Here is a 20,605-nt window from a genome sequence, read left to right on the forward strand (position 1 = left end):
TTTTATTATATTTTAGAAATTCATTTCTTTTAATTGCTGTATAAACACCTTTAATGCTTCCAAATCAGTTGATTCTATCCATGTGTTTAATGCAGGGACATCCCCCGCAATATATAATGATAAAACATGCTGCAATTCTTCTTGATAGTTATCCACATTCTTTGATTCCTCATTCATATTATGCAAAATAATGCTCCAATCTGTATAAAAGGATGCTGCATATTGACTGGGGTATTGCATAGCCAAGTCAGCTACTTCTTCCATACTTTTCCTGTCGAGCAGTTCCAGCACAAACCAATTTTCCAGATTCGCATCATTCCAGTCACTGTCCGCAGCAGCATTTTGAAAGAAGGTACGTGCCTGTTCTATTTTCCCTTGAAATAAGAGCGCTGATGCATGGGAGGACGCTGCATAGCCATCCAATCCATTATTAGTCCAATTGGTGTACTGCTGGAACCAGTGATTATAATTATCCCAATCGCGCTGGTACAGATAATAATCTAGAATCTCCCAGACATATGCTGCATTTTCAGTCTGCTCAGCAAGCATAATATAGTAAGGAAGAGCAAGTTCTGTACGGTTTTCCCAGGTTCCATCACTTTCCAGCCCAATCATTGCTGTAATCATGCGTAAGCTGTGCAAATCGGAATCATCTTTTTTCACATTTGCTTTATATTCCTGTAAAGCTTCCTTCAGCTTTCCATCAAGAAGCAGTTCATCTGCATTTGTCAGTTTTCTGTTCTGCAAACGAATCATTGGAATGTTATTTATATTTTCCTCACTTAACCGATAACCCCCACTGGAGCTAATCAGCTGGCCTTGGCTGTCGTAAGCAGAAACTCCCCAAGAATAGGTTCCTTCCGGGTTAGAAAAACCGAGCAGGGAAGCAGGCTCAAAAAAGTTTTCCTTGGTATCCTGTTCATTTAAAATAAAATTAGTTGAAAGAGCGTATAAATCCTCCAGTTCAATGGTGGTTTTATGACTTGTTATTCTATTATCTAGTTTTACGCTATAGCTGGCTCCCTCTTTTTCTATAGTAAATTCCAGCAAATAATAACTTGCATCTTTCACGGGCTCCCATTCCAAATCGAAATGGTCTTCTTGAATCACTGTTTCGTTTACCGGCTGGACCAGATTAATAACTGGTTCTAAGGTGATATCATATACCTCATCTTTGCTTCCATCTATGGAAAGGATCTCACCAGCTTCGAATGGAATCATATAACCATCTACCATTTCCATACTGAGGCCGGCAGTAACTTCATAGTTTCCAGGTAAGACTTGGTCAAATGTGAATTCACCATTTTCATTTGTCTCTGTATGATTTTCTTCGTTCGAAAAGATGGAGTAATTAGCAAATGCTGTATCACGTAAAAATACACCTGCACCGGGTATCGGTGTTCCATCTGCATAGGAGACTCTGCCCGTTACTTTTTTTAAAGGTTCATCTGTTAATAAAGCGTATTCGAGACGATTATTCAGTGCCTGCAGTTTCTCGTATAAAACAGAATCTGTAAGCGTAATATCTCCGTCGCTTTTTTCAATGTCCGTTAATATTTGTCCGACCACACTTGCTGCCAGCTCTATTTGACCCTGTTGAATTTGCATTTCCACTTCTGCTTTTGCTATTTGTATTTGTAAGTCCATATTCGAAGGGTCTGCATATTCCTTTAATTCCTTCAGCAGGTTTTCAGCTCCTAGAAAATCATGAAGCTGTACACTTGCTTCTAATGAAAAAAGCTGAAGCTCCTGTAATAAAAAAGGATCGCCGTTTTGCTCTAATCGTTTTAACCCTTGTGCATAGATTTCTTCAGATATTCCAGGCTCGCCATGTTGTTGATAATAAAAAGCAAGATTTTTTACAGCATAAGGATATTCTGAATGTAAAGGTCCGTTCTCTATATAGTCCTGCAGATAGGGAAGTTTTTCATCCCATGAAAATTTCGAATACATTCCGTCCGTTGAGGTATATCCGGATCCTGAGGGAGAAATGTTTATATCGTATAAACTGCTATCCGCAGGATCAACCATATATGTTTGAACAGCATCATATCTTTGTTGTTTTGTTATTTTTTTATCTAACACCTCGAGTAATTTTACATTGGCGTCAGGTTCACCATTTTCGATTTTTTGCTTTGCTATCCATAACTCTGCCTGTGGAAGAAGAAAAATCATACATGCCGGCAAAATAATAAGGAAAACAGCGAGCATCCAGGTGAGATGCTTTACTTTTAATTTAATTCTCATTTTCAATCTCCCTCTCAAATTGCTGCTGTAAATAAGTACTTCCACCAAACTCAATGAATAAAAGCTCATCATCCACCGGGGCTTTTCCGTTCAATCCAATGAAGGTGAAAACAGCTACCCCCGTAATAAATATAGTGCTGACAGGTATAACAGGAATTGAAATTTCCTTATTCCAAAAGCGGTGCCATTTTGACCTTTGTTCTTGTTCTTTCAACTTCTGTAAAACATTCTCCTGCTTTGTAAAATGTATGGAATGCAGCTCTGATTCCAGTTTTTTCTTTATTTGTTTTTTCTCAGTCATCCAATTCCACCTCCATTTCCGGTTGATGTTAATACACCTTTTAAAGAATTGCGCCCCCGCTTCAGTCTGGATTTAATCGTGCTCTCCTTTATTTTGGTAAGATGAGAGATTTCTGCAATTGCTAAGTCGTTATAATAATATAGAATAATGACTTCACGGTATTTATAAGGAAGTTGTTGAATCGCATGAGCCAGCACTAAATTTCTTTCTGTACCTAAAATATTGTCCTCTGGTGTAGGATTGCTATCAATAGAGTTCTCAAGTTTATCATTACTTGAAGGAAATACATTTTTTAATGCGGCTTTACGCATGATGCTGCGGCAATGATTTAATAAAATGGTTGTTAACCAGGCTTTTAGCCGATCCGGATTTTCCAGCTGATGTATTTTTTGAAAAGCATTTAGAAAAGTATCCTGGACAATCTCTTGAGAGAGCTGATAATCCTTTAAAAGAAGAAAAGCGGTGCGGGTTAAATACTCGCCATACAGCTGCATGGTTTCTATGTAAGCTTCTTCATTCTGTTGCCTGATACGTTCTGCGAGTTCCAATAAATTATCACTCCTTTCACTATATAGATGCGTTTTTCTATGAACAGGTTGCATAAAACCGAAAATTTTTAAATTTCTTTTCTATATACATGACGCTGAGTAATTATACTATAAAAAAGAAAAACTAAAATAATTTTCTCAAAGACTATTATTTTAAAATAGCGCCAGAGTGTAGATTGACTACATTGGTTTGTCTGGCTTATGATTAAATATACTATAGAGAATATGAATTCAGTTTAGCAGGAAGGAATGAGCAGTATCGAATTACATAAAATCGGCGAAAAAATTAAGTATGCAAGACGTCGGGAGAATAAAACACAACAGGAAATTGCAGACGCTTCCAAAATTTCTAAGAGCCTCCTCTCGAAAATAGAGAATGGCCAGACAGCTTCAGCAATAGCTACCTTATCACGGATTTGTGATAGTCTACATATACAGCTGTCATGGGTATTGGATGATAAAGAGGAACAGGATATTGTTATTCAGAAGAAAAGGAACCGGCCACAAAAAGTAGGGGACGAAAGCATGGGCTATTCTTATGAAATACTGGCCAATCGCTCGCAATATAGCGGGATTGAACCGACTATTGTACATGTTACACCTAAATCTCAGAATCTGCGTGATGAAAAAACGTATACACATTCACAGGATGAATTTATTTATATATTAGAAGGGGAAATTGAATTATTATACGATGGAAAAAAACAGCTGCTTCAAACAGGGGACAGTGCTTATTTTGCAGGATCTAAGCCGCATTTATTTCTCCCTGTGGATGACCAGGAAGCAAAGGTGCTGACATGTTTTATTGACCGGGTTTGAGGGGGAATAATGAAATAAATTTATTTCACATAGACATTTGATGTGGGGGGCTAAAAAATGAATCCATCTGAATGTCCTTTTTGTTATCCGCATCTAGAGAAGAATCAGCAGATTATATTGGAAAATAAACAAGCAATGTTTTTACAGTTGGACGAAGCAAGGCAGCCAGGTACTGCACTTGAAGGAGCGGGTGTGATTGTAACTAGGGCACATCGGGTTTATCCATTTGACTTAACAGATGAAGAATGGCTGGCAGTAAAAGACCTTTTACAGAGGGCTAAATGTTTAATTGATGAAAAACATACACCTTCTGGTTATAACATTGGCTGGAATAGTGGTGCAACAGCCGGACAGCATATTATGCATGCACATTTACATATATTGCCGCGGTATGAAGACGAACAAATGAAAGGGAAGGGGATAAGGTATTTATTTAAACATGAATCAAACAGCCGTGCTGGAAACGATTAATCAACTATAAAACAAAAAATGACTTTCTCCTATGTTTAAGAGGAAGTCATTTTTTGTTTTATAGCTTTACAGAATAGATTTTTTAGAAATAGTTTCTATTTGGATATATCATCTGTATTTTCTTTATCTGTTTTCGCTGCAGCTGCTTCAGAAGTTGCTGTTGCAACAGGTGTTTGATGGGTTTCAGGATTGCTTCTTCCTTTTGATGCACCTGCCAGTAACTCTTTAATATCAATTCCGGAAGTTTCCTTCAGGTTTTCCTGCAATGTACTAATTAGATTGGTTGCATAGCTGGAGACTTTGTTTGCTCCGCCATTTGGACCGTTACTTCCAGTATCGACAACAGTAATCTTATCAATATTAGATAGAGGGCTGGCAACTTGTTTAGCATAATCAGGAAGCATTTTGATAACCATATCAAGGATTGCTGCTTCACCGTATTTTTCAAAGGCTTGCGCAACTTTTTCTTTTGCTTCAGCCTCCGCCAGACCTTTCAAGCGGATAACTTCTGCTTCAGATTCCCCTTGTGCACGTTCTGCATCGGCTTTTGCAAGACCATCCACACGGATTTTCTCAGCTTCCGCCCGGGCAGCTGTTTCAATACGGTATTGGTTTGCATCTGCAGTAGCCATTTCTCTGGCTTTTTCTGCAATGGCTGATTGCTCAACTGCATATCTGTCTGCATCTGCTTTTTTCTTAACCTCTGAGTCATATTGTTTTTCACGACGCAGAATTTCTTTTTCTTCCAATTCAATTTGCTTTTGACGCTCGATAATTTTGATTTGCATTTCCTGTTCTGTAACTTCCTGTTTAGAACGGGCTGTTTCAAAATCATAAGCTTGGTCAGCACGTGCTTTTGCAGTATCCTGCTCACGGCGGTATTCGGAAGTTTTTAATTGATTTTCTTTTTCTGACTCGGCAATTTCAGTTGCTCGCTGTAATTCTGCACGTTTAGCATCTTTTGCAGCTTCCGCACGTTTAATACGTGTTTCTTTTTCTGCTTCAGCTGTCGCAATATCTGCATCACGCTTTACTTGCGCAATACGAGGCTTACCAAGAGATTCTAAGTATCCATTTGTATCTCTTACATCTTTAATGGTGAAAGATACAATAACTAATCCCATTTTTGCCAGGTCGTGAGAGGCAACACGCTGTACTTCCTGAGAGAACTTATCGCGGTTTTTATAAATTTCCTCAACAGTCATGGAGCCGAGGATAGAACGAAGATGTCCTTCCAACACTTCTTTCGCTTCCATTTCCCGGTCTTGCTTGGATTTTCCAAGGAATTGTTCTGCTGCTGTAGCAATTTCACTGATAGATCCACCTATTTTTATAATTGCTGTACCATCTGCTAAAACAGGAACACCTTGCTCTGTGTAAACTTCTGGAGTAGTTACCTCTAATTTACTGGATAATAGACTTAGAGGTTCGGCCTGTTGAAAAACAGGAACGACAAATGTTCCGCCACCGCGAATAATTTTAATTTTATTTCCGGCTTCATCAACGTGAACATTCTTTCCTCCAAGATAACTTCCTGTAACAATGAGCGCTTCATCAGGTCCTGCTGTACGATACTTTGTTACAAATAGTCCAAGTAAAGCTAACAGAAGCGCTGCTGCTACAATAATGACAATCCAAATTTCTGACATTTTTTTCCTCCTCTATGTTTTATTTTTCAGCCTGCTATCACCTGTTTTCTAATTGATGAGAACAAGCTGATTTCATCCACTAGCATTCCTTCCAATGAATAAGGAATGAAGTTTCATTATATGTGAAAAGCTAATATATATTAGCTAATCCAACGATTCATAAGGGCTGACATAGAAAACACCATCTTTTATTTCGATAATTAAAACACGTTCTCCCTGAGGGAGTGCTTCATTGTCATAACTTACAGCCGGTTTAGAAATAACCCCGCTTTTCCATTGCACCATTACTTCCCCGTAACCATCTATTGGAATAGATACAATCACTGTTCCCACACTTCCCATTAAGGCTTCCTCAGAATAGCCCCAGGATTGCTCAGCGGACCGGATTGGAACAAGCACAAATATGTGCAGGAGGGTTACAAAGATAATACTTAATATAGAAGAAATAATGAGAATAACAAGACTTTCCCAGTTCATAAACCATTCAAGAACATATCCGATGGCGGATAAAAAAATGGAAAAAGAAAGAACAATTACAGGATGTAAGAAAGGAACTGATTCAAAAATACCATCCAATAAATCTCCAAACAACAGGACAACTACGGTTAAAATTGCTGCTATAATAAGCATCCATAGGTATAAATCCTGTATAGCATAACCAAATAACGTCATTATGTAACCTCCCTTGCTCTTTATCTTAGTTATATGTACGTTTTAAATCTTCGTTTGGTTTCAAATTTTTGTTTCTTATCGGGAGACAGGTTCTATTTTATCATAGATAAACGTAAAAAATTTCCTGTGAAGGAAGTTTCATCTTATGTATATTATTATAATAAAACAGAGGCCTTTTTAAAAAAAGGGCCTCTTTCACCATTTATGTTAATTATTTAAAAGAACTAATCTATTCATCAGCTCATCTAATTCTTGGCTGCAGTTAACGGTTTCTTGGGCTGCCAGACCATTCTTCTGGGCCTGTTGCAGCATTTCACTCCTCTTTTTAACAATGGAAAGTACAATGGCTTCCCTTTTGTACTTATCAAGTTTTTCTTCAGAATTCATAGCTCATACTCTGCACCTTTCTTGGTAATATTTGGCTGCGATCAATAACGTGAATAAAAGTTCTGTTATCAAAGTACCAAAAGAATTATCGCAAATAGTGAAATAAAATGGAATGCTTTCGACAAAACTAGTAATTAGTTTATTTCTTTCGACAAATTTAATAAGGTTAGTCTGACAGATTGTATTTTTTAATCTTTTGGTACAAAGTAACACGAGAGATGCCCAGCTGTTTAGCTGCTTTGGACTTATTCCCATTGCATATTTCCAGAGCCTGCTCAATGGATGTTTTCTCCATATTCTCTTTTTCCAGAGGCAGAGACTCTGTACGGGCTAAAGGAGGGGTTGAAAACGAAACAGGAAGGAAACCTAACACATCTTGACTTGTTAAGGTTGTTCCTTCATGCAGGATAATGATCCGCTCCATCAAATTTCTAATTTCTCTTATATTCCCCGGCCATTGATATTGGCGCAATACTTCCATTGTTTCTGCAGGAAGCTTAGGGACAGAAGCTTGGTATTTAAGAGCAAACTGCTTTAAAAAAGTTTCTGCAAGTAACTCGATATCTTTTTTTCTATCACGCAAAGGGGGCATGGTTAATTGAATCACATTCAATCGATAAAATAAATCCGATCTGAATTTATTTTCCTGCATTAATTTTTCTAAATCCTGATTTGTTGCGGCTATAAAACGAACATCAATTTGTTTTCCCCGGGAATCACCAATACGATAAATACGATTTTCCTGCAGAACTCGTAAAAGCTTTACCTGCATGTCTAAGGGTAACTCTCCAACTTCATCTAAAAAAATAGTCCCGCCATCAGCCATTTCAATTTTTCCGGCCTTTCCACCTTTTTCTGCACCTGTAAAGGAGCCGCTCTCGTACCCAAATAATTCACTCTCAAACAATGCTTGAGGAATTGCGCCACAGTTGACCGGAATAAAAGGAGCATTTTTTCTGTTACTGGCATCATGAATAGCTCTCGCACATACTTCTTTTCCTGTGCCGCTTTCTCCAAGGATTAATGTGGTTGCATCTGTATCAGCTGTTTTGCTGGCAAGTCGGATCATTTGATGAAGTGCTTGACTTTCTCCTACTAATTTTGCAAAGGGAGAACCGGAGGAGGAAGGACTCATTTTCTGCTTCAGCTCCTGCAGTTCCTGGGATGTGCTTTCTAAATTATCGTTCAACTTCACAATATGTGTTACATCGCGTTCAATAGAAATAACACCAATTAATGTATTTTCCTGATTGAAGACAGGAGAAGTATTTACGACAACATGTTTATCTTTTCTTGGTCGATGATAGGCATTTTTTACTGGTTTCATGGTTCTTAAAACTTTCATTACCATCAGGTCATCATGTGAAAAAAAATCAGTAATAGACTGGTCGATAATTTGTTCTTTGGTAATTTGATAGGTTTGTTCTGCAGCATTATTCCAATAGATTACTTTTTTCTCTGTGTCGACAATAGTAATAGCGTCATCTTCAGATTGTAATAATTCTTCAAAGAAAAAAACTTCATTCATATGCTCACCTCAAAGTGTAAAGTAATATGTAAACCGTCTATGCAGTATGTGTAAATATACTTTACACTATTGTAAATATAAAACATAGATAAAAGCAATATAAATTTTTAAAAAATGAAACCGTTATCATGAAGCTCAAGGTTTTAGCAGTATAACTTCGATTTTGAATCTAAAGTTGGCATGTTTTTTGCTTGTAAATGGTATAGGATCAAATTATTTTCTAGGGGGTATTTTACATGGTATTGCCATTTAAACATGAACCATTTACAGATTTTAAGGTGGAAGAAAATAAAAAACAGCTTGAGACTGCTTTAACTGCTGTCCGTAAAGAGCTGGGCAGGGAGTATCCGCTTGTAATCAATGGGGAAAAGATTTATACAGACGATAAGCTGGTATCAATTAACTCAGCAAATAAAGAAGAAGTGGTTGGAAAAGTATCTAAAGCAACGAAAGAACATGTAGAACAAGCTTTTGAAGCTGCGGTAAAAGCTTATGAAACTTGGAGAAAAGTTCCTGTTGAGGACCGTGCGCATGTTTTATTCCGGGCTGCAGCTATTGTACGCCGTCGTAAGCATGAATTTTCTGCATGGCTGATTCAAGATGCTGGTAAGCCGTGGGATCAGGCAGATGGCGATATTGCAGAGGGAATTGACTTCCTGGAATATTATGGCCGTCAGATGCTGGAGCTTGATCAGGGAAAGCATGTTGAAGATCGTATAACTGAAAATAATAAGTATTTTTATAAGGCTATGGGACCGGGTGTAGTTATTCCGCCATGGAATTTCGCTTTTGCTATTGTATGTGGAACAGTTGCAGCACCAATTGTTGCAGGAAACCCAGTATTGTTAAAGCCTTCTGAGAATACACCGGTTATTGCATATAAACTTGTGGAGGTTTTAGAAGAAGCAGGCCTTCCAAAAGGTGTATTAAATTTTGTATCTGGAGATCCAAAGGAAATTGGAGATTATCTGGTAGATCATAAAGATACACATTTTATTAACTTTACCGGATCTAGGGCGACAGGTGTCCGTATTTTTGAACGTGCTGCTAAAATTCAGGAAGGTCAGCAGCATCTGAAGCGAGTTATTGCAGAAATGGGAGGGAAGGACACCATTATCGTGGATGAAACTGCAGATTTAGATTTGGCTGCAGAATCAATTGTTCATTCTGCATTTGGTTTCTCGGGACAAAAATGTTCTGCTTGCTCGCGTGCTATCATTCACGAGAATGTCTACGATGAAGTCATAGAGAAATCTATTGAAATTGCGAAGACCTTAACAGTCGGAAATCCATCAGAAGAAAATGTTTATATGGCTTCTGTCATTAATCAAACACAATTTGATAAAATTAAAAATTATATAGAAATCGGTAAAGAAGAAGGAGAGCTTGTTTTTGGTGGAGAAGCAGATGACACCAAAGGATTCTTTATCTATCCGACAATTTTCAAAGACCTGGACCCTAAAGCGCGTATTATGCAGGAGGAAATTTTTGGACCTGTTGTTGCTTTTGCAAAAGCAAAGGACTTTGATGAACTGTTGGAAATTGCAAACAATACGGAGTACGGTCTGACTGGAGCTGTCATATCTACAAACCGTGCACATTTAGAACGCGCCCGAGAAGATTTTCATGTAGGTAACCTCTATTTTAACCGTGGCTGCACAGCAGCAATTGTCGGCTATCAGCCATTTGGCGGGTTTAAGATGTCGGGAACAGATTCCAAAGCAGGAGGACCAGATTATCTTCAGCATTTCTTAGAAGCCAAAATTGTATCTGAACAATTTTAAATAGATGGAGGCTTCCCTGTAAGCAGAAGAAAGCGTAATCCTTTTTACTGCTTACAGGGAGCTTTTTATAATTTAAGACTTCTTTGAGATTATTAGATTTCTTTGGATAATAAACGGCAGGGACAGATGTAAAACAGCTCTGCAAACACATAGTTTGTTTTTGGAGATGGGGGAAGGTATAATGGCGAGCTTGGCAAAGGATTTCTTTATAGGACTTTCAAATAATGAATTTTTAAATAAAAGTGCTAAAAAATTCGGTGCGCGCTTTGGAGCAGAGCGCTTTGTAACCGGGACTGATTTTGATGCAGTTATTCCTGTTATCAGGGAATTAAACAAAAAAAAGATATCTTGTACAATGGATCACCTTGGCGAGTTCGTGACAGACAGAGAAGAGTCAGAACGTGCCAAAGAGAAAATAATTCATATGCTCCATCAAATTAATGAAGAGAATTTGGAGTGTCATGTGTCTATAAAGTTAACGCAATTAGGTTTAGACATAGAAGAGTCTTTCTGTATTCAAAATGTGGAACAAATTCTAAAAGTAGCAAATGATTATAATATTTTTGTGAATATTGATATGGAGAAGTATAGCCACTATAGAAAGACCTTAGAGATTTTAAAGCAGCTCCATCAAAGATATTCTAATATTGGTACAGTCATACAGACCTATTTGTACGATGTAGAGAAAGACATAGAAGAGCTCGAGAATGTGCGGTTACGCATTGTGAAAGGAGCCTATAAAGAAGAAAGAACTGTAGCATATACTTTTAAAGAAGATATTGATAGGAATTTTCTGGAAATAGCTAAAAAAAGGCTGCTTGGCAAAGCTTTTACTTCCATTGCAACACATGATCACCGTATTATCAATGAACTGAAGAAGTTTATAGAAGAACACCAAATTACAAAAGATAATTTTGAATTTCAAATGCTATATGGTTTCCGCGTGGATATGCAGTATCAATTAGTAAAGGAAGGCTACCAATTCTGCACATACATTCCATTTGGAGAGGATTGGTTTGGCTACTTTATGCGCCGCCTGGCAGAAAGACCGCAGAATCTGAATCTGCTTGTGAAGGATGTTTTTTATACAGAGGATGAGAAGATAAAAAAGCAGCCGATTATCATTGGTTCGGCGATTCTGGCATTGCTATTCTTTCTTGGGAAGCGAAAGAAGAAAGAATAAGAAAAACAAAGAAAATCACTTGGTCTTTAAAACACTTGTGTTCTTTCCAAGGAGATGTCCGCTGCGGGAAGTCGCTTTCCACGGACAACGCCTCAGCCTCCTCGGAAGAAGACCACTTCCTGCGGGGTCTTCACCTGTTGCTTCTTCCGTAGGAGTCGACAACATCCGTTCCCATCTTTGAAGAAATATGTTTCATTTGCTTTCTTTCAAAGAAAAGAAAATGATTCTAGCGACGCTTTTTGATGGGGCGAGTAATCGCAGCCCCAGAAGAAATACACGTAGACTCCTGTGGGAATGCGCAAAACGGAAGGAAGTTCGGTTAAGTTCGCGACGTCCTGTCGCAACACCGAACGGACATACGTCCTGTATGCCTCCGCAGGAAAAAAGTGCTCTTCTTTTTTTTGAGGAGATGAGCTCGGGGCCCACGGAAAGCGTAGTGTATTTCTGGGGCCTAAGATTACTCACCCCATGAAACCCGTTGGAGCGGCTATCTCCAGCATCTTATATACTTTCCTACTCTTTAAAAAAGTATTAGAAAATACTTTAGTATGTAACCTTTTTAAGTTAGATGATACAATAAGCTAATAAACAAGTTAGCTTTAAGAAAGGATGCATTCAAATGAGTAAATACTTTGGTTATGCAGGGACATACACAAGAAAGACAAGCCAGGGAGTATATCGATTTACACTGGATACCGATAAAGGACAGCTGTCTGCTTCTGAGGTAGCAGCAGAGCTTGGAAACCCAACATATATTAATTTTAATGAAAAGCAAGATTTTTTATATGCAGTTGCTCAGGAAGAGGATATGGGAGGCGTAAATGCTTTCCGTGTTGATAAAACGAGTGGTGAATTGCTTCCGTTAAACGGCCAATTGGTAGAAGGAAATCCACCTTGTTATGTAGAGGCTGCAGAAAATATATTATTAACAGGCAATTACCATAAGGGCGATATTGGACTTCATTTTATAAATGAAAATGGAGAAGTAGAGCAGGGTCATTTTACAAAGCATGAAGGAAACGGTCCGCATGAAAGACAAGAAAAACCGCATGTTCATTTCTCTGGATTTACGCCAGATAAAAAATTTGTTGTCGTTGCAGATTTAGGAACAGATCGTTTAGTAACGTATAAGGTGGAAGGTTCCTCTTTGAAAGAAGTAAGTAGCTATCATGCAAAGCCGGGAAGCGGACCAAGGCATATTACTTTTCATCCGAATAAACCAATTGCTTATGTAATTACAGAGCTTTCTACAGAAGTTATTGTTTTAAATTACAATAGTGAGACAGGGGAATTTACAGAGAAGCAGACGATTCTAGCAAAACCTGCTGATTTTAAAGAAACAAATGATGCAAGTGCTATCCATATCACTTCAGATGGAAAGTTTCTTTATACAGGCAATCGTGGGCATAACAGTATAGCTTCTTTCAAAGTCGATGAAAATAGTGGTGAATTAACATTTCTTGAATTTACGCCATCTGGCGGAGATTGGCCAAGAGACTTTGTTCTTGATCCCACTGAACAATTTCTGCTTGCTTCTAATCAGAATACTGGAGATGTTGTGCTGTTTAGCAGAGATACAGAAACAGGAAAATTAACGCAGACAGATCAGGTAATTGATGTTCCAGAAGTAGTTTGTGTGAAGTTTCTTTCATAATTAGGTATTAAAAAACTTCCTTCTGCGGAGGAGTGTAAACTCTCTGTAGAAGGAAGTTTTATTTTCTTAACGCTGTTCTAATCTAGCAATTCGTTCTTCCAGTGGCGGGTGAGAGGATAAAGCTCTAAAAATACTGGATTTATTACTGATTTTCATTGTTTGAATTGCTGTATCATTTGTGTGATCATCTGATTCTGCACGACTAATATAAGCTTTTAAAGAGTGTAAAGCATGTGTCATTTTATCTTTACCGGCTAAATCAGCGCCGCCTCGATCCGCGTGGTATTCCCTGTGTCTGGAATAAGCACTGACGACAAAGCTTCCTAAAATAGAAAATAAGATTTGAAAAATAATAATAGCAGCAAATTGAACGATCCATTGGAGCTCAGAACGTACAAATCTGGAAACAATCATTGCAGCAACACGGGATAAAAAGACGACAAATGTATTGATAATTCCTTGTAATAAAGTCATTGTTACCATATCACCATTTGCTACGTGAGCTACTTCGTGCGCAATTACTCCTTCTACAGCATCTTCGTCCATACTATCCAGAAGTCCTTGAGAAACAGCAACTAAAGAACGTTTCTTACTTGGTCCCGTTGCAAATGCATTTACCTCATGAGAAGGGTAAATACCAACCTGTGGTGTGTGACTCAGCCCTGCAGCACGGGATAACCGCTCTACCTTTTCATAAACAGCACGTTCCTGTCCACTGACAGCATTATTGGGATCAATTACCTTGACCTTCATCATGGTTTTGGCCATCCAGCGTGACATTCCTAAAGAAATAAAGGAGCCGGTAAAACCTACAATAATACTAAACACCATAAGTGAAAGATAATCAATTCCGCCATCTGAACGATAGCTTGGCCCGATATCAAATATACTTGTAATAATGGACCAGACAATAACGATTGTCGTCAAAACTAAGATGTTTGTTAACAGAAATAAAGTAATTCTTTTCCCCATAAATAACCTCCTGATGAATTTTCTCTTTTCTAAATCATATCATATTTTTTCCTATAGGCTGTACTGTTATCTAGCTTAAGAATGTAAATAATAAAAAAAGAGAATAAATGTAAATAATGTAAACGTGTTCAATAGCTGATATAATAGAAAGTAATGTTGAGAGAAAGGCGGGGGTTTAGTGGGTACATTTCAATGGAATAGCGCCAGTCAATTGCGGCAGCTGTTAAATGAGCTTGTCAGCTGGAAGAGTATTAGTCTTTCAGAGGGAGAAAAGCAGTTTCCGAGGAAACTGTATGCGAAGCTTCAGGATCTAGATTATTTTCATAAAAATCCTTCTTACTTAAATTTACATGAGGCGGATCAGCGTCGTAAACTTTTAACTGCTTTATATAAACATCCGGATGCCAAGCAAACAATTTGCTTAATTAGTCATTTTGATACGGTGAATACAGAGGAATATGGTTCTCTGGAGCCGCTGGCAACTCAACCTGAGGAGCTTACTAAAATATATCTGGAACAAAAGGATACTTTTTCAAGAGATATTCGTGCAGATATTGAATCTGGAGATTTCTTGTTTGGGCGCGGGACAATGGATATGAAGATGGGGCTTGTCATGCATATGAGCTTGATTGAACAAGCGAGTATAGAGGAGTGGCCGATTAACCTGGTTTTACTGACGGTTCCGGATGAAGAAGTCAATTCAGCAGGGATGCGCTTTGCTATCCCTGCACTTATTGATTTACAGAAACAGCACAATATAACCTACACTCTGTTTTTAAACAGTGAGCCGACATTCCGGCATGACCCTAAAGATAACACACACTATATTTATAGCGGAACGATAGGAAAGGTACTGGCAGGAGCTTTATTCTATGGAAAGGAAACGCATGCCGGGGAACCTTTAAGCGGAATGACATCACCATTTATATCTTCTTTCTTAACAAAAGAAATAGAATGGAATCCGATTTTTCAGGAAACGGTGCTTGGTGAGACAGCCCCGCTTCCGGTTACGCTGCAACAAACGGATTTACGGCTGCGCTATTCTACACAAACGCCATACCGTTCTTCTGCTTTATATAATATTTTTCTTTTAGAGCGGACGGCTGAAGAGGCCTTTGCTTTATTCGAACAGACTGCTAAAAAAGCGGCATTACAATGCAATGAACGATATAAAAAGGTATGTGAAGATAATCAGGTACAGCCAATCGGGCATGTTAAAGTAATTGCTTATAAGGAGTTATTGGAGTATGCTGAAAGTAAACTGGGAAATGAATTTATTGAAGAATTGAAAAAAGATATTCATTATAATGATGAATATGATGATAGAGAAAAATCGCTGCGGATTACAGACAGTTTAATGATTCATTGTCAGGAGCTTGCGCCTGCAATAGTGATTTTATTTGCACCGCCTTATTATCCAGCTGTAAATTCCAGTGGAAACCCCTTTGTAGAATTTTGTGTGGACTTTGTGGAAAAAGAGGCGAAAAAGAAATTTCAATTAGAGATAAAAAGAAGTCATTTCTTAAATGGTATTTGTGATTTAAGCTATGTCAATTATCGAGGCAGTGATACGGATTTACAGGTTTATGAAGAAAATACTCCAGTCTGGGGCGACTCTTATGAATTACCATTTTCGTCGATGCGTGAATTGAACGCACCTGTTTTAAATGTAGGGCCATTTGGTCATGATGCTCATAAAAGAACAGAAAGACTGCACATTTCCAATGCATTCGAGCAATTTCCATATTTAATTCGTCAGCTCATTCTGCAAATTTCACAAAAAGAAGACAATTAGTCATATTTTTATTGAATTACCCATTATAAAATAGAAAGAAATGCTTTATAATAAAATCAGAATGGAGGTGTGGTTCCATGAGTCCAGCAAATATAGGTGTTCCAGGTTTGATCCTGATTGTTGTACTTGCTTTAATTATTTTCGGTCCTAAAAAACTTCCGGAAATCGGGAAGGCAGCCGGACAAACCTTAAGGGAATTCAAAAATTCAGCTAATAATATAATGTCTGAGGAAGACAAAAAGAACGAACTGCAAGAGAATAATGATGAATCTGGAAACAGTTCAACAAAATAAGAAAAACAAGGCGCTATTTGATGCTTAAATCACGCGCCTTGTTTTTTATTTGAAAGAATAAGATAAATATATAAGAGTGTTGATGCGGACATCTCCTTCACCTTGGCAAAAACACCAATGTTTTAAAGAACAAGTGATTTTTTTGTTTTTTAAAATAAACATAAAAATTGCTTGTAAAGAGGCTTTGCAGAGTGTCTTTACAAGCGTTCATAATCACGATCTGTTTATACAAGCTAATTGTACGTAAAATAGCTAGTTAACCATAGGGAAGAGGAGGAAAAATTGTTTGTTATGGAATCATTAGGATCCCCAATAAGAAGTTCCTACAATAATTAATAAGATGAACAATACTACCAGCAGCGCAAAACCTCCGCCAAATTCATTATAACTACTCATTATTTACACCCCCTGTAAGGTTAATATATGAAATGCTTTTCTGTTTGAGAGGGTATTTGACTAGAAAAAAGGATTTTAACCTATGGATATCGAATTAATCTCAGATACACATATTCTGTAATCTGAGGTGAAATCAATGAAGAAGCTAAAGGATTTTTTAATAGATAAATGTAAAAACGAAGGAAGCCTATTGGGTCTTAGTATCCGGTCCGGCACAAGTGGAATGAGTTTGTACAATTATTTTGCATCTGCACGTCTTCAGCCGGCCTCCAATTTAAAAATATTAACAGCAGTTGCTGCTTTAAGAAAATTGGGTCCTGATTATACATTTCAAACAGAGGTTTATTGTGATGGAGAAATAGTAAATAAAGGATGCCATGGAAATATATATCTAGTTGGAAAAGGAGATCCAACTTTACAGTTAAAGGATTATATGCAATTTGCAGCTTCTATAAAGGAACAAGGCATCAGACATATATATGGGGACTTTATTCTTGATGATAGCTGGTATGACGATATTCGGTGGTCTGAGGATTTAATATGGAAGGATCAGCAATATGCATATGGATCAGAAGTATCTGCATTAACGATTGCTCCAGATTCAGATTATGATACGAATGCCATTAAGCTCACAATAGAACCGGAGAAAAACAATCACCCTCCTAATGTAGAAGTTTCTCCTCATACAGAAGGAATTTCAATAACAAATGAAGCGATAACCGTAGAGGAGGCTGATGAAGAAGAACTTATTGTAAAACGGCTTAATGATGAAAATCATTTTTTTATATCGGGAAAAATAGGAATCAAAGAGGGAAAGCAAGAAGTATATATGGCGATCAAAGATGTTGAAAATTATATTGCAAAAACAATCCGGCATATTTTTAAAAGCACAGGGATTGTTCTGGAAGGTGAAATAAAAAGAGGAAAGAAAAAAACAGATGCAAAATGTATTTACCGGCAGCAGTCATTGCCATTATCCAGTATTTTAATTCCATTTATGAAGCTGAGCAATAATGGGATAGGTGAGATGCTTACAAAAGAATTAGGGCGTATTATGTATGATGACGGTTCATGGGAATCCGGCATAGCGGCAGTTAAAGAAAATTTAGCTCCGTACCGTATAAATCTGGATACTATCCAATTAAAGGATGGTTCTGGAATTTCAGCTGCTAACTTTATTCCCGCTGAAGAATTAACACATTTACTTTTTGAAATACAGGAGGAAAACTGGTTCCCTGAATTTTTAAAGAGTTTACCGATAGCGGGAGAAGAAGATAAAATGGTCGGCGGTACATTACGGAAGCGGATGAAAGGATTAGAAGTTCGGGCGAAAACAGGAACGATTGAAGGGACCAGCACACTTTCCGGCTACTTAACAAACGTGAATGGAGAGCGGCTTATTTTTTCCGTATTATTTAATCATTTGTTAGATGAGGATAAAGGGAAAGAGCTGGAGGATGAATTAATAGCATTGTTGGCTGTAATAGAAAATTGGTCTTAAGGTAAAGGTATTGATAAATCAGGGGTTTAGGCAAATAACCGGCTTGAAAAATTGTATACTTTATATAAATTAAGCTTCATTTTATGTTTTTTTCATGGCCTTACCATAGTTTTACCACATTTCCATGCTAAAGTTGTAGCTAAGATAGATTAATGAAATGAAAAAAGCTAAAAAAAGTTGTCATTTCAAACATTATCATTTTGATTCTTGTAATGGATATGTCAAATAATAAGGAGAATGGATATGACAGTGCATATTTACGGAGTATCTTGCTCATCTACAAGAAAAGCGAGACAATGGTTTCGCAAACATGGGATTGCATATAAAGAACGTAATATTTTACACCAACCGTTGACTATTGAAGAATTGAAAAATATTTTACAAATGACTGTAGAAGGTACGGATGAGATTCTTTCAACCCGTTCTAAAATTTACAAAGAACTAAATTTGAATGTAGAGGAGCTTCCTTTACAAACCTTACTAAAATTAATCCATAAGTATCCGAGACTGCTGAAAAGTCCGATTCTGGTTGATGAAAAGAGATTCCAGGTCGGTTATCACGAGGAGGATATTCGTCAATTTTTACCTAGGAAAACACGGCAGCTTCAATGGTTACAATGGAAGGTAGATTTAGGATTGATAAAAGGTTAAATAAACCTTAAATAAACCTTAAATATCAGAATATACTATGGAATTGCGTAAGTTTTAAAGCTTTGAATAGAGTATGAAAGAGAATAGGTTTACTTTATAAAGAAAAATACGGGGCAGCCTCATATTGAGGTTGCCTCATTTTTGTAACTTTTTTATCACAATGTAACACTCTTTGCCATTGTGGGTAATTAAATCGTCAGCTCGATTTCCTGGGAGAAGAGCCGGGACTTTTTTGAGTAAAGTTTTGTTTTTATTTTTTTTCGTCATCCTGCAATGCTTGTTCAATATCTGCTATCAAATCCCCGGCATCTTCAATTCCCACCGAGAAACGAAGAAGATCATTACCAATTCCCCGGCTGTTTCTTTCTTCTTCCGGCATATCAGCGTGTGTTTGTGTAGTGGGATAGGTAATAAAGCTTTCTACACCGCCCAGACTTTCGGCAAATACAATTAAGTTTAGATTAGCTAAAAAGGACCTTACCTGATCGGCATCTGCTAAACAAAAAGAAAGCATACCGCCTTTATTAGGATAATAAACCCGGCGGATTGCCGGATGCTTTTGCAAGTAATCCGCAACTTTCTGTGCATTTTCCTCATGACGCTGCATGCGAAGTGCAAGTGTTTTTAACCCTCTGACAAGAAGCCAGCAGTCTGATGCAGATAATGTTGCGCCGGAAGCGTTATGCATTTCAAATATTTTTTCAGACAGAGCTGGACTTTTTGTAACCACAATACCTGCCAGTACATCGTTATGACCGCCGATATATTTTGTTGCGCTATGAACAACAATATCTGCACCCAGTGTAATAGGCTGCTGCAGATAAGGGGTCAAAAATGTATTATCGACAATTAGCAGCAAATTATGTTTTTTTGCCAGTTTTGAGTATTTTTCAATATCTACTTCTTGCAGTAAAGGATTTGTTGGCGTCTCTAAAAATATCGCTTTCGTATTTTCGTTAATACATCGTTCTGTTTTCGAGATATCTTGACATTCATCATAGGTTACAGAAATATTATATGCTTTTTCAAAATGATCAAAAATTCGATAAGTACCACCATAAATATCTTTTGTTGCAATAAGATGATCGCCATGACGAAAAAGGGAGGAGAGGATTAATTGAATAGCAGCCATCCCTGAACTGCAGGCAAAAGAAGCATCCCCTTCTTCCAGTTTTGCAAATCCATCCTCTAATACGGACCTTGTTGGATTTTTGGTACGGGAATAATCATAACCGGTAGAATGACCGATGCCTTGATGCTGATATGCTGTTGACATATAAATAGGCGGATTTATTGCTCCTGTACGTTCATCTGTTTTGTTACCTAGCTGTACTAACGCAGTTTCTAATTTTTTCATCTTTCATTCAGCCTCCTTAGAAATAAAAAAACCTTCTTATTTTAGGAATAAGAAGGGTATAACATCCGTATCATACGCTTCTTATCTTTAAAGGGATAGACCCTTCTGGAATTAGCACCTTGCTATGACAAGCTGGTTGCTGAGACATCATCGGGCCAGTCCCTCCGTCTCTCTGGATAAGAATTAAAATTTTATTCATTTATAATTACGTTTACTGTACAAGAGCCAGGAAAAAAAATCAAGTTTTATTTTGGAGAATATTCAAAAGCAGACTTCAGTCATACCAAGCTTTTACTCTATAGAATAATGAAGAGCAGGAAATAAGAATTCAAAAAAACGCGAAAAGTATTTGAAAAGGTATGAGATGAAGATTACAATAGTAGTGTTAGTATTTATT

19 protein-coding genes and 1 riboswitch are annotated in these 20,605 nt (G+C 37.5%); of the genes, 9 read left to right on the forward strand and 10 right to left on the reverse strand.

Annotated features, from left to right (window positions below; translation table 11 throughout):
• Positions 1-12: 12 nt before the first annotated feature.
• From MKY30_RS16980 to MKY30_RS16990, 3 genes are read right to left on the reverse strand one after another with little or no spacing between them, the layout of a single operon-like run.
• The gene (locus MKY30_RS16980) at positions 13-2,247 is read right to left on the reverse strand and encodes a carboxypeptidase-like regulatory domain-containing protein (RefSeq protein WP_341084887.1); all 2,235 of its coding nucleotides are present in this window, start codon (positions 2,245-2,247) and stop codon (positions 13-15) included.
• On the reverse strand, positions 2,237-2,548 hold the full coding sequence (locus tag MKY30_RS16985; protein WP_147208024.1) for a hypothetical protein: 312 nt from the start codon (positions 2,546-2,548) through the stop codon (positions 2,237-2,239). Before MKY30_RS16985 ends, MKY30_RS16980 begins: the two co-directional genes overlap by 11 nt.
• Entirely contained in the window at positions 2,545-3,096 is a 552-nt protein-coding gene (locus MKY30_RS16990) for an RNA polymerase sigma factor (RefSeq protein ID WP_147208023.1), read from the reverse strand. Before MKY30_RS16990 ends, MKY30_RS16985 begins: the two co-directional genes overlap by 4 nt.
• A 249-nt stretch (positions 3,097-3,345) precedes the next feature.
• Between MKY30_RS16990 and MKY30_RS16995 the strand changes: the two genes are divergently transcribed.
• Together MKY30_RS16995 and MKY30_RS17000 are read left to right on the forward strand one after the other, a co-directional pair.
• A complete protein-coding gene (locus MKY30_RS16995; protein WP_147208021.1) occupies positions 3,346-3,915 on the forward strand; it encodes a helix-turn-helix domain-containing protein in 570 nt (189 codons plus the stop codon).
• 57 nt (positions 3,916-3,972) lie between these two features.
• Positions 3,973-4,386: an HIT family protein gene (locus tag MKY30_RS17000; protein WP_147208019.1), complete on the forward strand. Its 414-nt coding sequence runs from the start codon at positions 3,973-3,975 to the stop codon at positions 4,384-4,386.
• 95 nt (positions 4,387-4,481) lie between these two features.
• On the opposite strand, the gene MKY30_RS17005 is transcribed toward MKY30_RS17000, so the two are convergent.
• The 4 genes from MKY30_RS17005 to MKY30_RS17020 all read right to left on the reverse strand — a co-directional run bounded on the left by MKY30_RS17005 (position 4,482) and on the right by MKY30_RS17020 (position 8,622).
• Complete coding sequence (locus MKY30_RS17005) at positions 4,482-6,035, reverse strand: flotillin family protein (RefSeq protein WP_341084888.1); 1,554 nt, start codon at positions 6,033-6,035, stop codon at positions 4,482-4,484.
• 144 nt (positions 6,036-6,179) lie between these two features.
• Positions 6,180-6,707 (reverse strand): NfeD family protein, encoded by a 528-nt coding sequence (locus tag MKY30_RS17010; RefSeq protein WP_147208015.1) that lies wholly within the window; start codon positions 6,705-6,707, stop codon positions 6,180-6,182.
• A 207-nt stretch (positions 6,708-6,914) separates the two neighbouring features.
• On the reverse strand, positions 6,915-7,094 hold the full coding sequence (locus MKY30_RS17015; RefSeq protein WP_147208013.1) for an aspartyl-phosphate phosphatase Spo0E family protein: 180 nt from the start codon (positions 7,092-7,094) through the stop codon (positions 6,915-6,917).
• 166 nt (positions 7,095-7,260) lie between these two features.
• The gene (locus MKY30_RS17020; RefSeq protein WP_147208011.1) at positions 7,261-8,622 is read right to left on the reverse strand and encodes a sigma-54 interaction domain-containing protein; all 1,362 of its coding nucleotides are present in this window, start codon (positions 8,620-8,622) and stop codon (positions 7,261-7,263) included.
• Positions 8,623-8,858: 236 nt separating this feature from the next.
• Here MKY30_RS17020 and pruA point away from each other — a divergent pair, with 236 nt between their 5' ends.
• The 3 genes from pruA to MKY30_RS17035 all read left to right on the forward strand — a co-directional run bounded on the left by pruA (position 8,859) and on the right by MKY30_RS17035 (position 13,243).
• Positions 8,859-10,406, forward strand: coding sequence for an L-glutamate gamma-semialdehyde dehydrogenase (pruA, locus tag MKY30_RS17025; protein WP_341084890.1), 1,548 nt, complete (start codon positions 8,859-8,861; stop codon positions 10,404-10,406).
• A 181-nt stretch (positions 10,407-10,587) separates the two neighbouring features.
• Positions 10,588-11,589: a proline dehydrogenase family protein gene (locus MKY30_RS17030; RefSeq protein ID WP_341084891.1), complete on the forward strand. Its 1,002-nt coding sequence runs from the start codon at positions 10,588-10,590 to the stop codon at positions 11,587-11,589.
• Between the two features lie 619 nt (positions 11,590-12,208).
• A complete protein-coding gene (locus tag MKY30_RS17035) occupies positions 12,209-13,243 on the forward strand; it encodes a lactonase family protein (RefSeq protein ID WP_341084893.1) in 1,035 nt (344 codons plus the stop codon).
• 66 nt (positions 13,244-13,309) lie between these two features.
• Here the strand turns inward: MKY30_RS17035 and htpX are convergent, their stop codons facing one another.
• Complete coding sequence (gene htpX / locus MKY30_RS17040) at positions 13,310-14,215, reverse strand: protease HtpX (RefSeq protein WP_147208003.1); 906 nt, start codon at positions 14,213-14,215, stop codon at positions 13,310-13,312.
• A gap of 178 nt (positions 14,216-14,393) precedes the next feature.
• Here htpX and MKY30_RS17045 point away from each other — a divergent pair, with 178 nt between their 5' ends.
• Both MKY30_RS17045 and MKY30_RS17050 read left to right on the forward strand, forming a co-directional pair.
• The gene (locus MKY30_RS17045; protein WP_147208001.1) at positions 14,394-16,010 is read left to right on the forward strand and encodes a M20/M25/M40 family metallo-hydrolase; all 1,617 of its coding nucleotides are present in this window, start codon (positions 14,394-14,396) and stop codon (positions 16,008-16,010) included.
• A 77-nt stretch (positions 16,011-16,087) separates the two neighbouring features.
• Positions 16,088-16,303 carry a twin-arginine translocase TatA/TatE family subunit gene (locus MKY30_RS17050; protein WP_147208000.1) on the forward strand — a complete coding sequence of 72 codons (216 nt, stop codon included), beginning with the start codon at positions 16,088-16,090 and terminating at the stop codon, positions 16,301-16,303.
• A gap of 300 nt (positions 16,304-16,603) precedes the next feature.
• Here MKY30_RS17050 and MKY30_RS17055 read toward each other — a convergent pair whose 3' ends face one another.
• On the reverse strand, positions 16,604-16,699 hold the full coding sequence (locus tag MKY30_RS17055) for a YjcZ family sporulation protein (protein ID WP_147207999.1): 96 nt from the start codon (positions 16,697-16,699) through the stop codon (positions 16,604-16,606).
• Positions 16,700-16,835: 136 nt separating this feature from the next.
• On the opposite strand from MKY30_RS17055, the gene dacB reads away from it, so the two are divergent.
• Both dacB and spx read left to right on the forward strand, forming a co-directional pair.
• Positions 16,836-18,200 (forward strand): D-alanyl-D-alanine carboxypeptidase/D-alanyl-D-alanine endopeptidase, encoded by a 1,365-nt coding sequence (dacB, locus tag MKY30_RS17060; protein WP_156985432.1) that lies wholly within the window; start codon positions 16,836-16,838, stop codon positions 18,198-18,200.
• 243 nt (positions 18,201-18,443) lie between these two features.
• The gene (gene spx / locus MKY30_RS17065) at positions 18,444-18,851 is read left to right on the forward strand and encodes a transcriptional regulator Spx (RefSeq protein WP_147207997.1); all 408 of its coding nucleotides are present in this window, start codon (positions 18,444-18,446) and stop codon (positions 18,849-18,851) included.
• 250 nt (positions 18,852-19,101) lie between these two features.
• On the opposite strand, the gene MKY30_RS17070 is transcribed toward spx, so the two are convergent.
• A complete protein-coding gene (locus tag MKY30_RS17070) occupies positions 19,102-20,208 on the reverse strand; it encodes a methionine biosynthesis PLP-dependent protein (protein ID WP_339286001.1) in 1,107 nt (368 codons plus the stop codon).
• 78 nt (positions 20,209-20,286) lie between these two features.
• Positions 20,287-20,391: riboswitch (SAM riboswitch) on the reverse strand.
• Between the last annotated feature and the right edge of the window lie 214 nt (positions 20,392-20,605).

This window comes from Oceanobacillus sp. FSL W8-0428 (genome assembly GCF_038004405.1).
GTDB lineage: Bacteria > Bacillota > Bacilli > Bacillales > Amphibacillaceae > Oceanobacillus > Oceanobacillus sojae.

Excerpts from the sequence above, each read along its gene's own strand:
- MKY30_RS16980 (WP_341084887.1), bottom strand. The coding sequence starts at position 2,247 with ATGAGAATTAAATTAAAAGTAAAGCATCTCACCTGGATGCTCGCTGTT.
- MKY30_RS16985 (WP_147208024.1), bottom strand. The coding sequence starts at position 2,548 with ATGACTGAGAAAAAACAAATAAAGAAAAAACTGGAATCAGAGCTGCAT.
- MKY30_RS16995 (WP_147208021.1), top strand. The coding sequence starts at position 3,346 with ATGAGCAGTATCGAATTACATAAAATCGGCGAAAAAATTAAGTATGCA.
- MKY30_RS17000 (WP_147208019.1), top strand. The coding sequence starts at position 3,973 with ATGAATCCATCTGAATGTCCTTTTTGTTATCCGCATCTAGAGAAGAAT.
- MKY30_RS17005 (WP_341084888.1), bottom strand. The coding sequence starts at position 6,035 with ATGTCAGAAATTTGGATTGTCATTATTGTAGCAGCAGCGCTTCTGTTA.
- MKY30_RS17010 (WP_147208015.1), bottom strand. The coding sequence starts at position 6,707 with ATGACGTTATTTGGTTATGCTATACAGGATTTATACCTATGGATGCTT.
- MKY30_RS17015 (WP_147208013.1), bottom strand. The coding sequence starts at position 7,094 with ATGAATTCTGAAGAAAAACTTGATAAGTACAAAAGGGAAGCCATTGTA.
- MKY30_RS17020 (WP_147208011.1), bottom strand. The coding sequence starts at position 8,622 with ATGAATGAAGTTTTTTTCTTTGAAGAATTATTACAATCTGAAGATGAC.
- pruA (WP_341084890.1), top strand. The coding sequence starts at position 8,859 with ATGGTATTGCCATTTAAACATGAACCATTTACAGATTTTAAGGTGGAA.
- MKY30_RS17030 (WP_341084891.1), top strand. The coding sequence starts at position 10,588 with ATGGCGAGCTTGGCAAAGGATTTCTTTATAGGACTTTCAAATAATGAA.
- MKY30_RS17035 (WP_341084893.1), top strand. The coding sequence starts at position 12,209 with ATGAGTAAATACTTTGGTTATGCAGGGACATACACAAGAAAGACAAGC.
- htpX (WP_147208003.1), bottom strand. The coding sequence starts at position 14,215 with ATGGGGAAAAGAATTACTTTATTTCTGTTAACAAACATCTTAGTTTTG.
- MKY30_RS17050 (WP_147208000.1), top strand. The coding sequence starts at position 16,088 with ATGAGTCCAGCAAATATAGGTGTTCCAGGTTTGATCCTGATTGTTGTA.
- MKY30_RS17055 (WP_147207999.1), bottom strand. The coding sequence starts at position 16,699 with ATGAGTAGTTATAATGAATTTGGCGGAGGTTTTGCGCTGCTGGTAGTA.
- dacB (WP_156985432.1), top strand. The coding sequence starts at position 16,836 with ATGAAGAAGCTAAAGGATTTTTTAATAGATAAATGTAAAAACGAAGGA.
- spx (WP_147207997.1), top strand. The coding sequence starts at position 18,444 with ATGACAGTGCATATTTACGGAGTATCTTGCTCATCTACAAGAAAAGCG.
- MKY30_RS17070 (WP_339286001.1), bottom strand. The coding sequence starts at position 20,208 with ATGAAAAAATTAGAAACTGCGTTAGTACAGCTAGGTAACAAAACAGAT.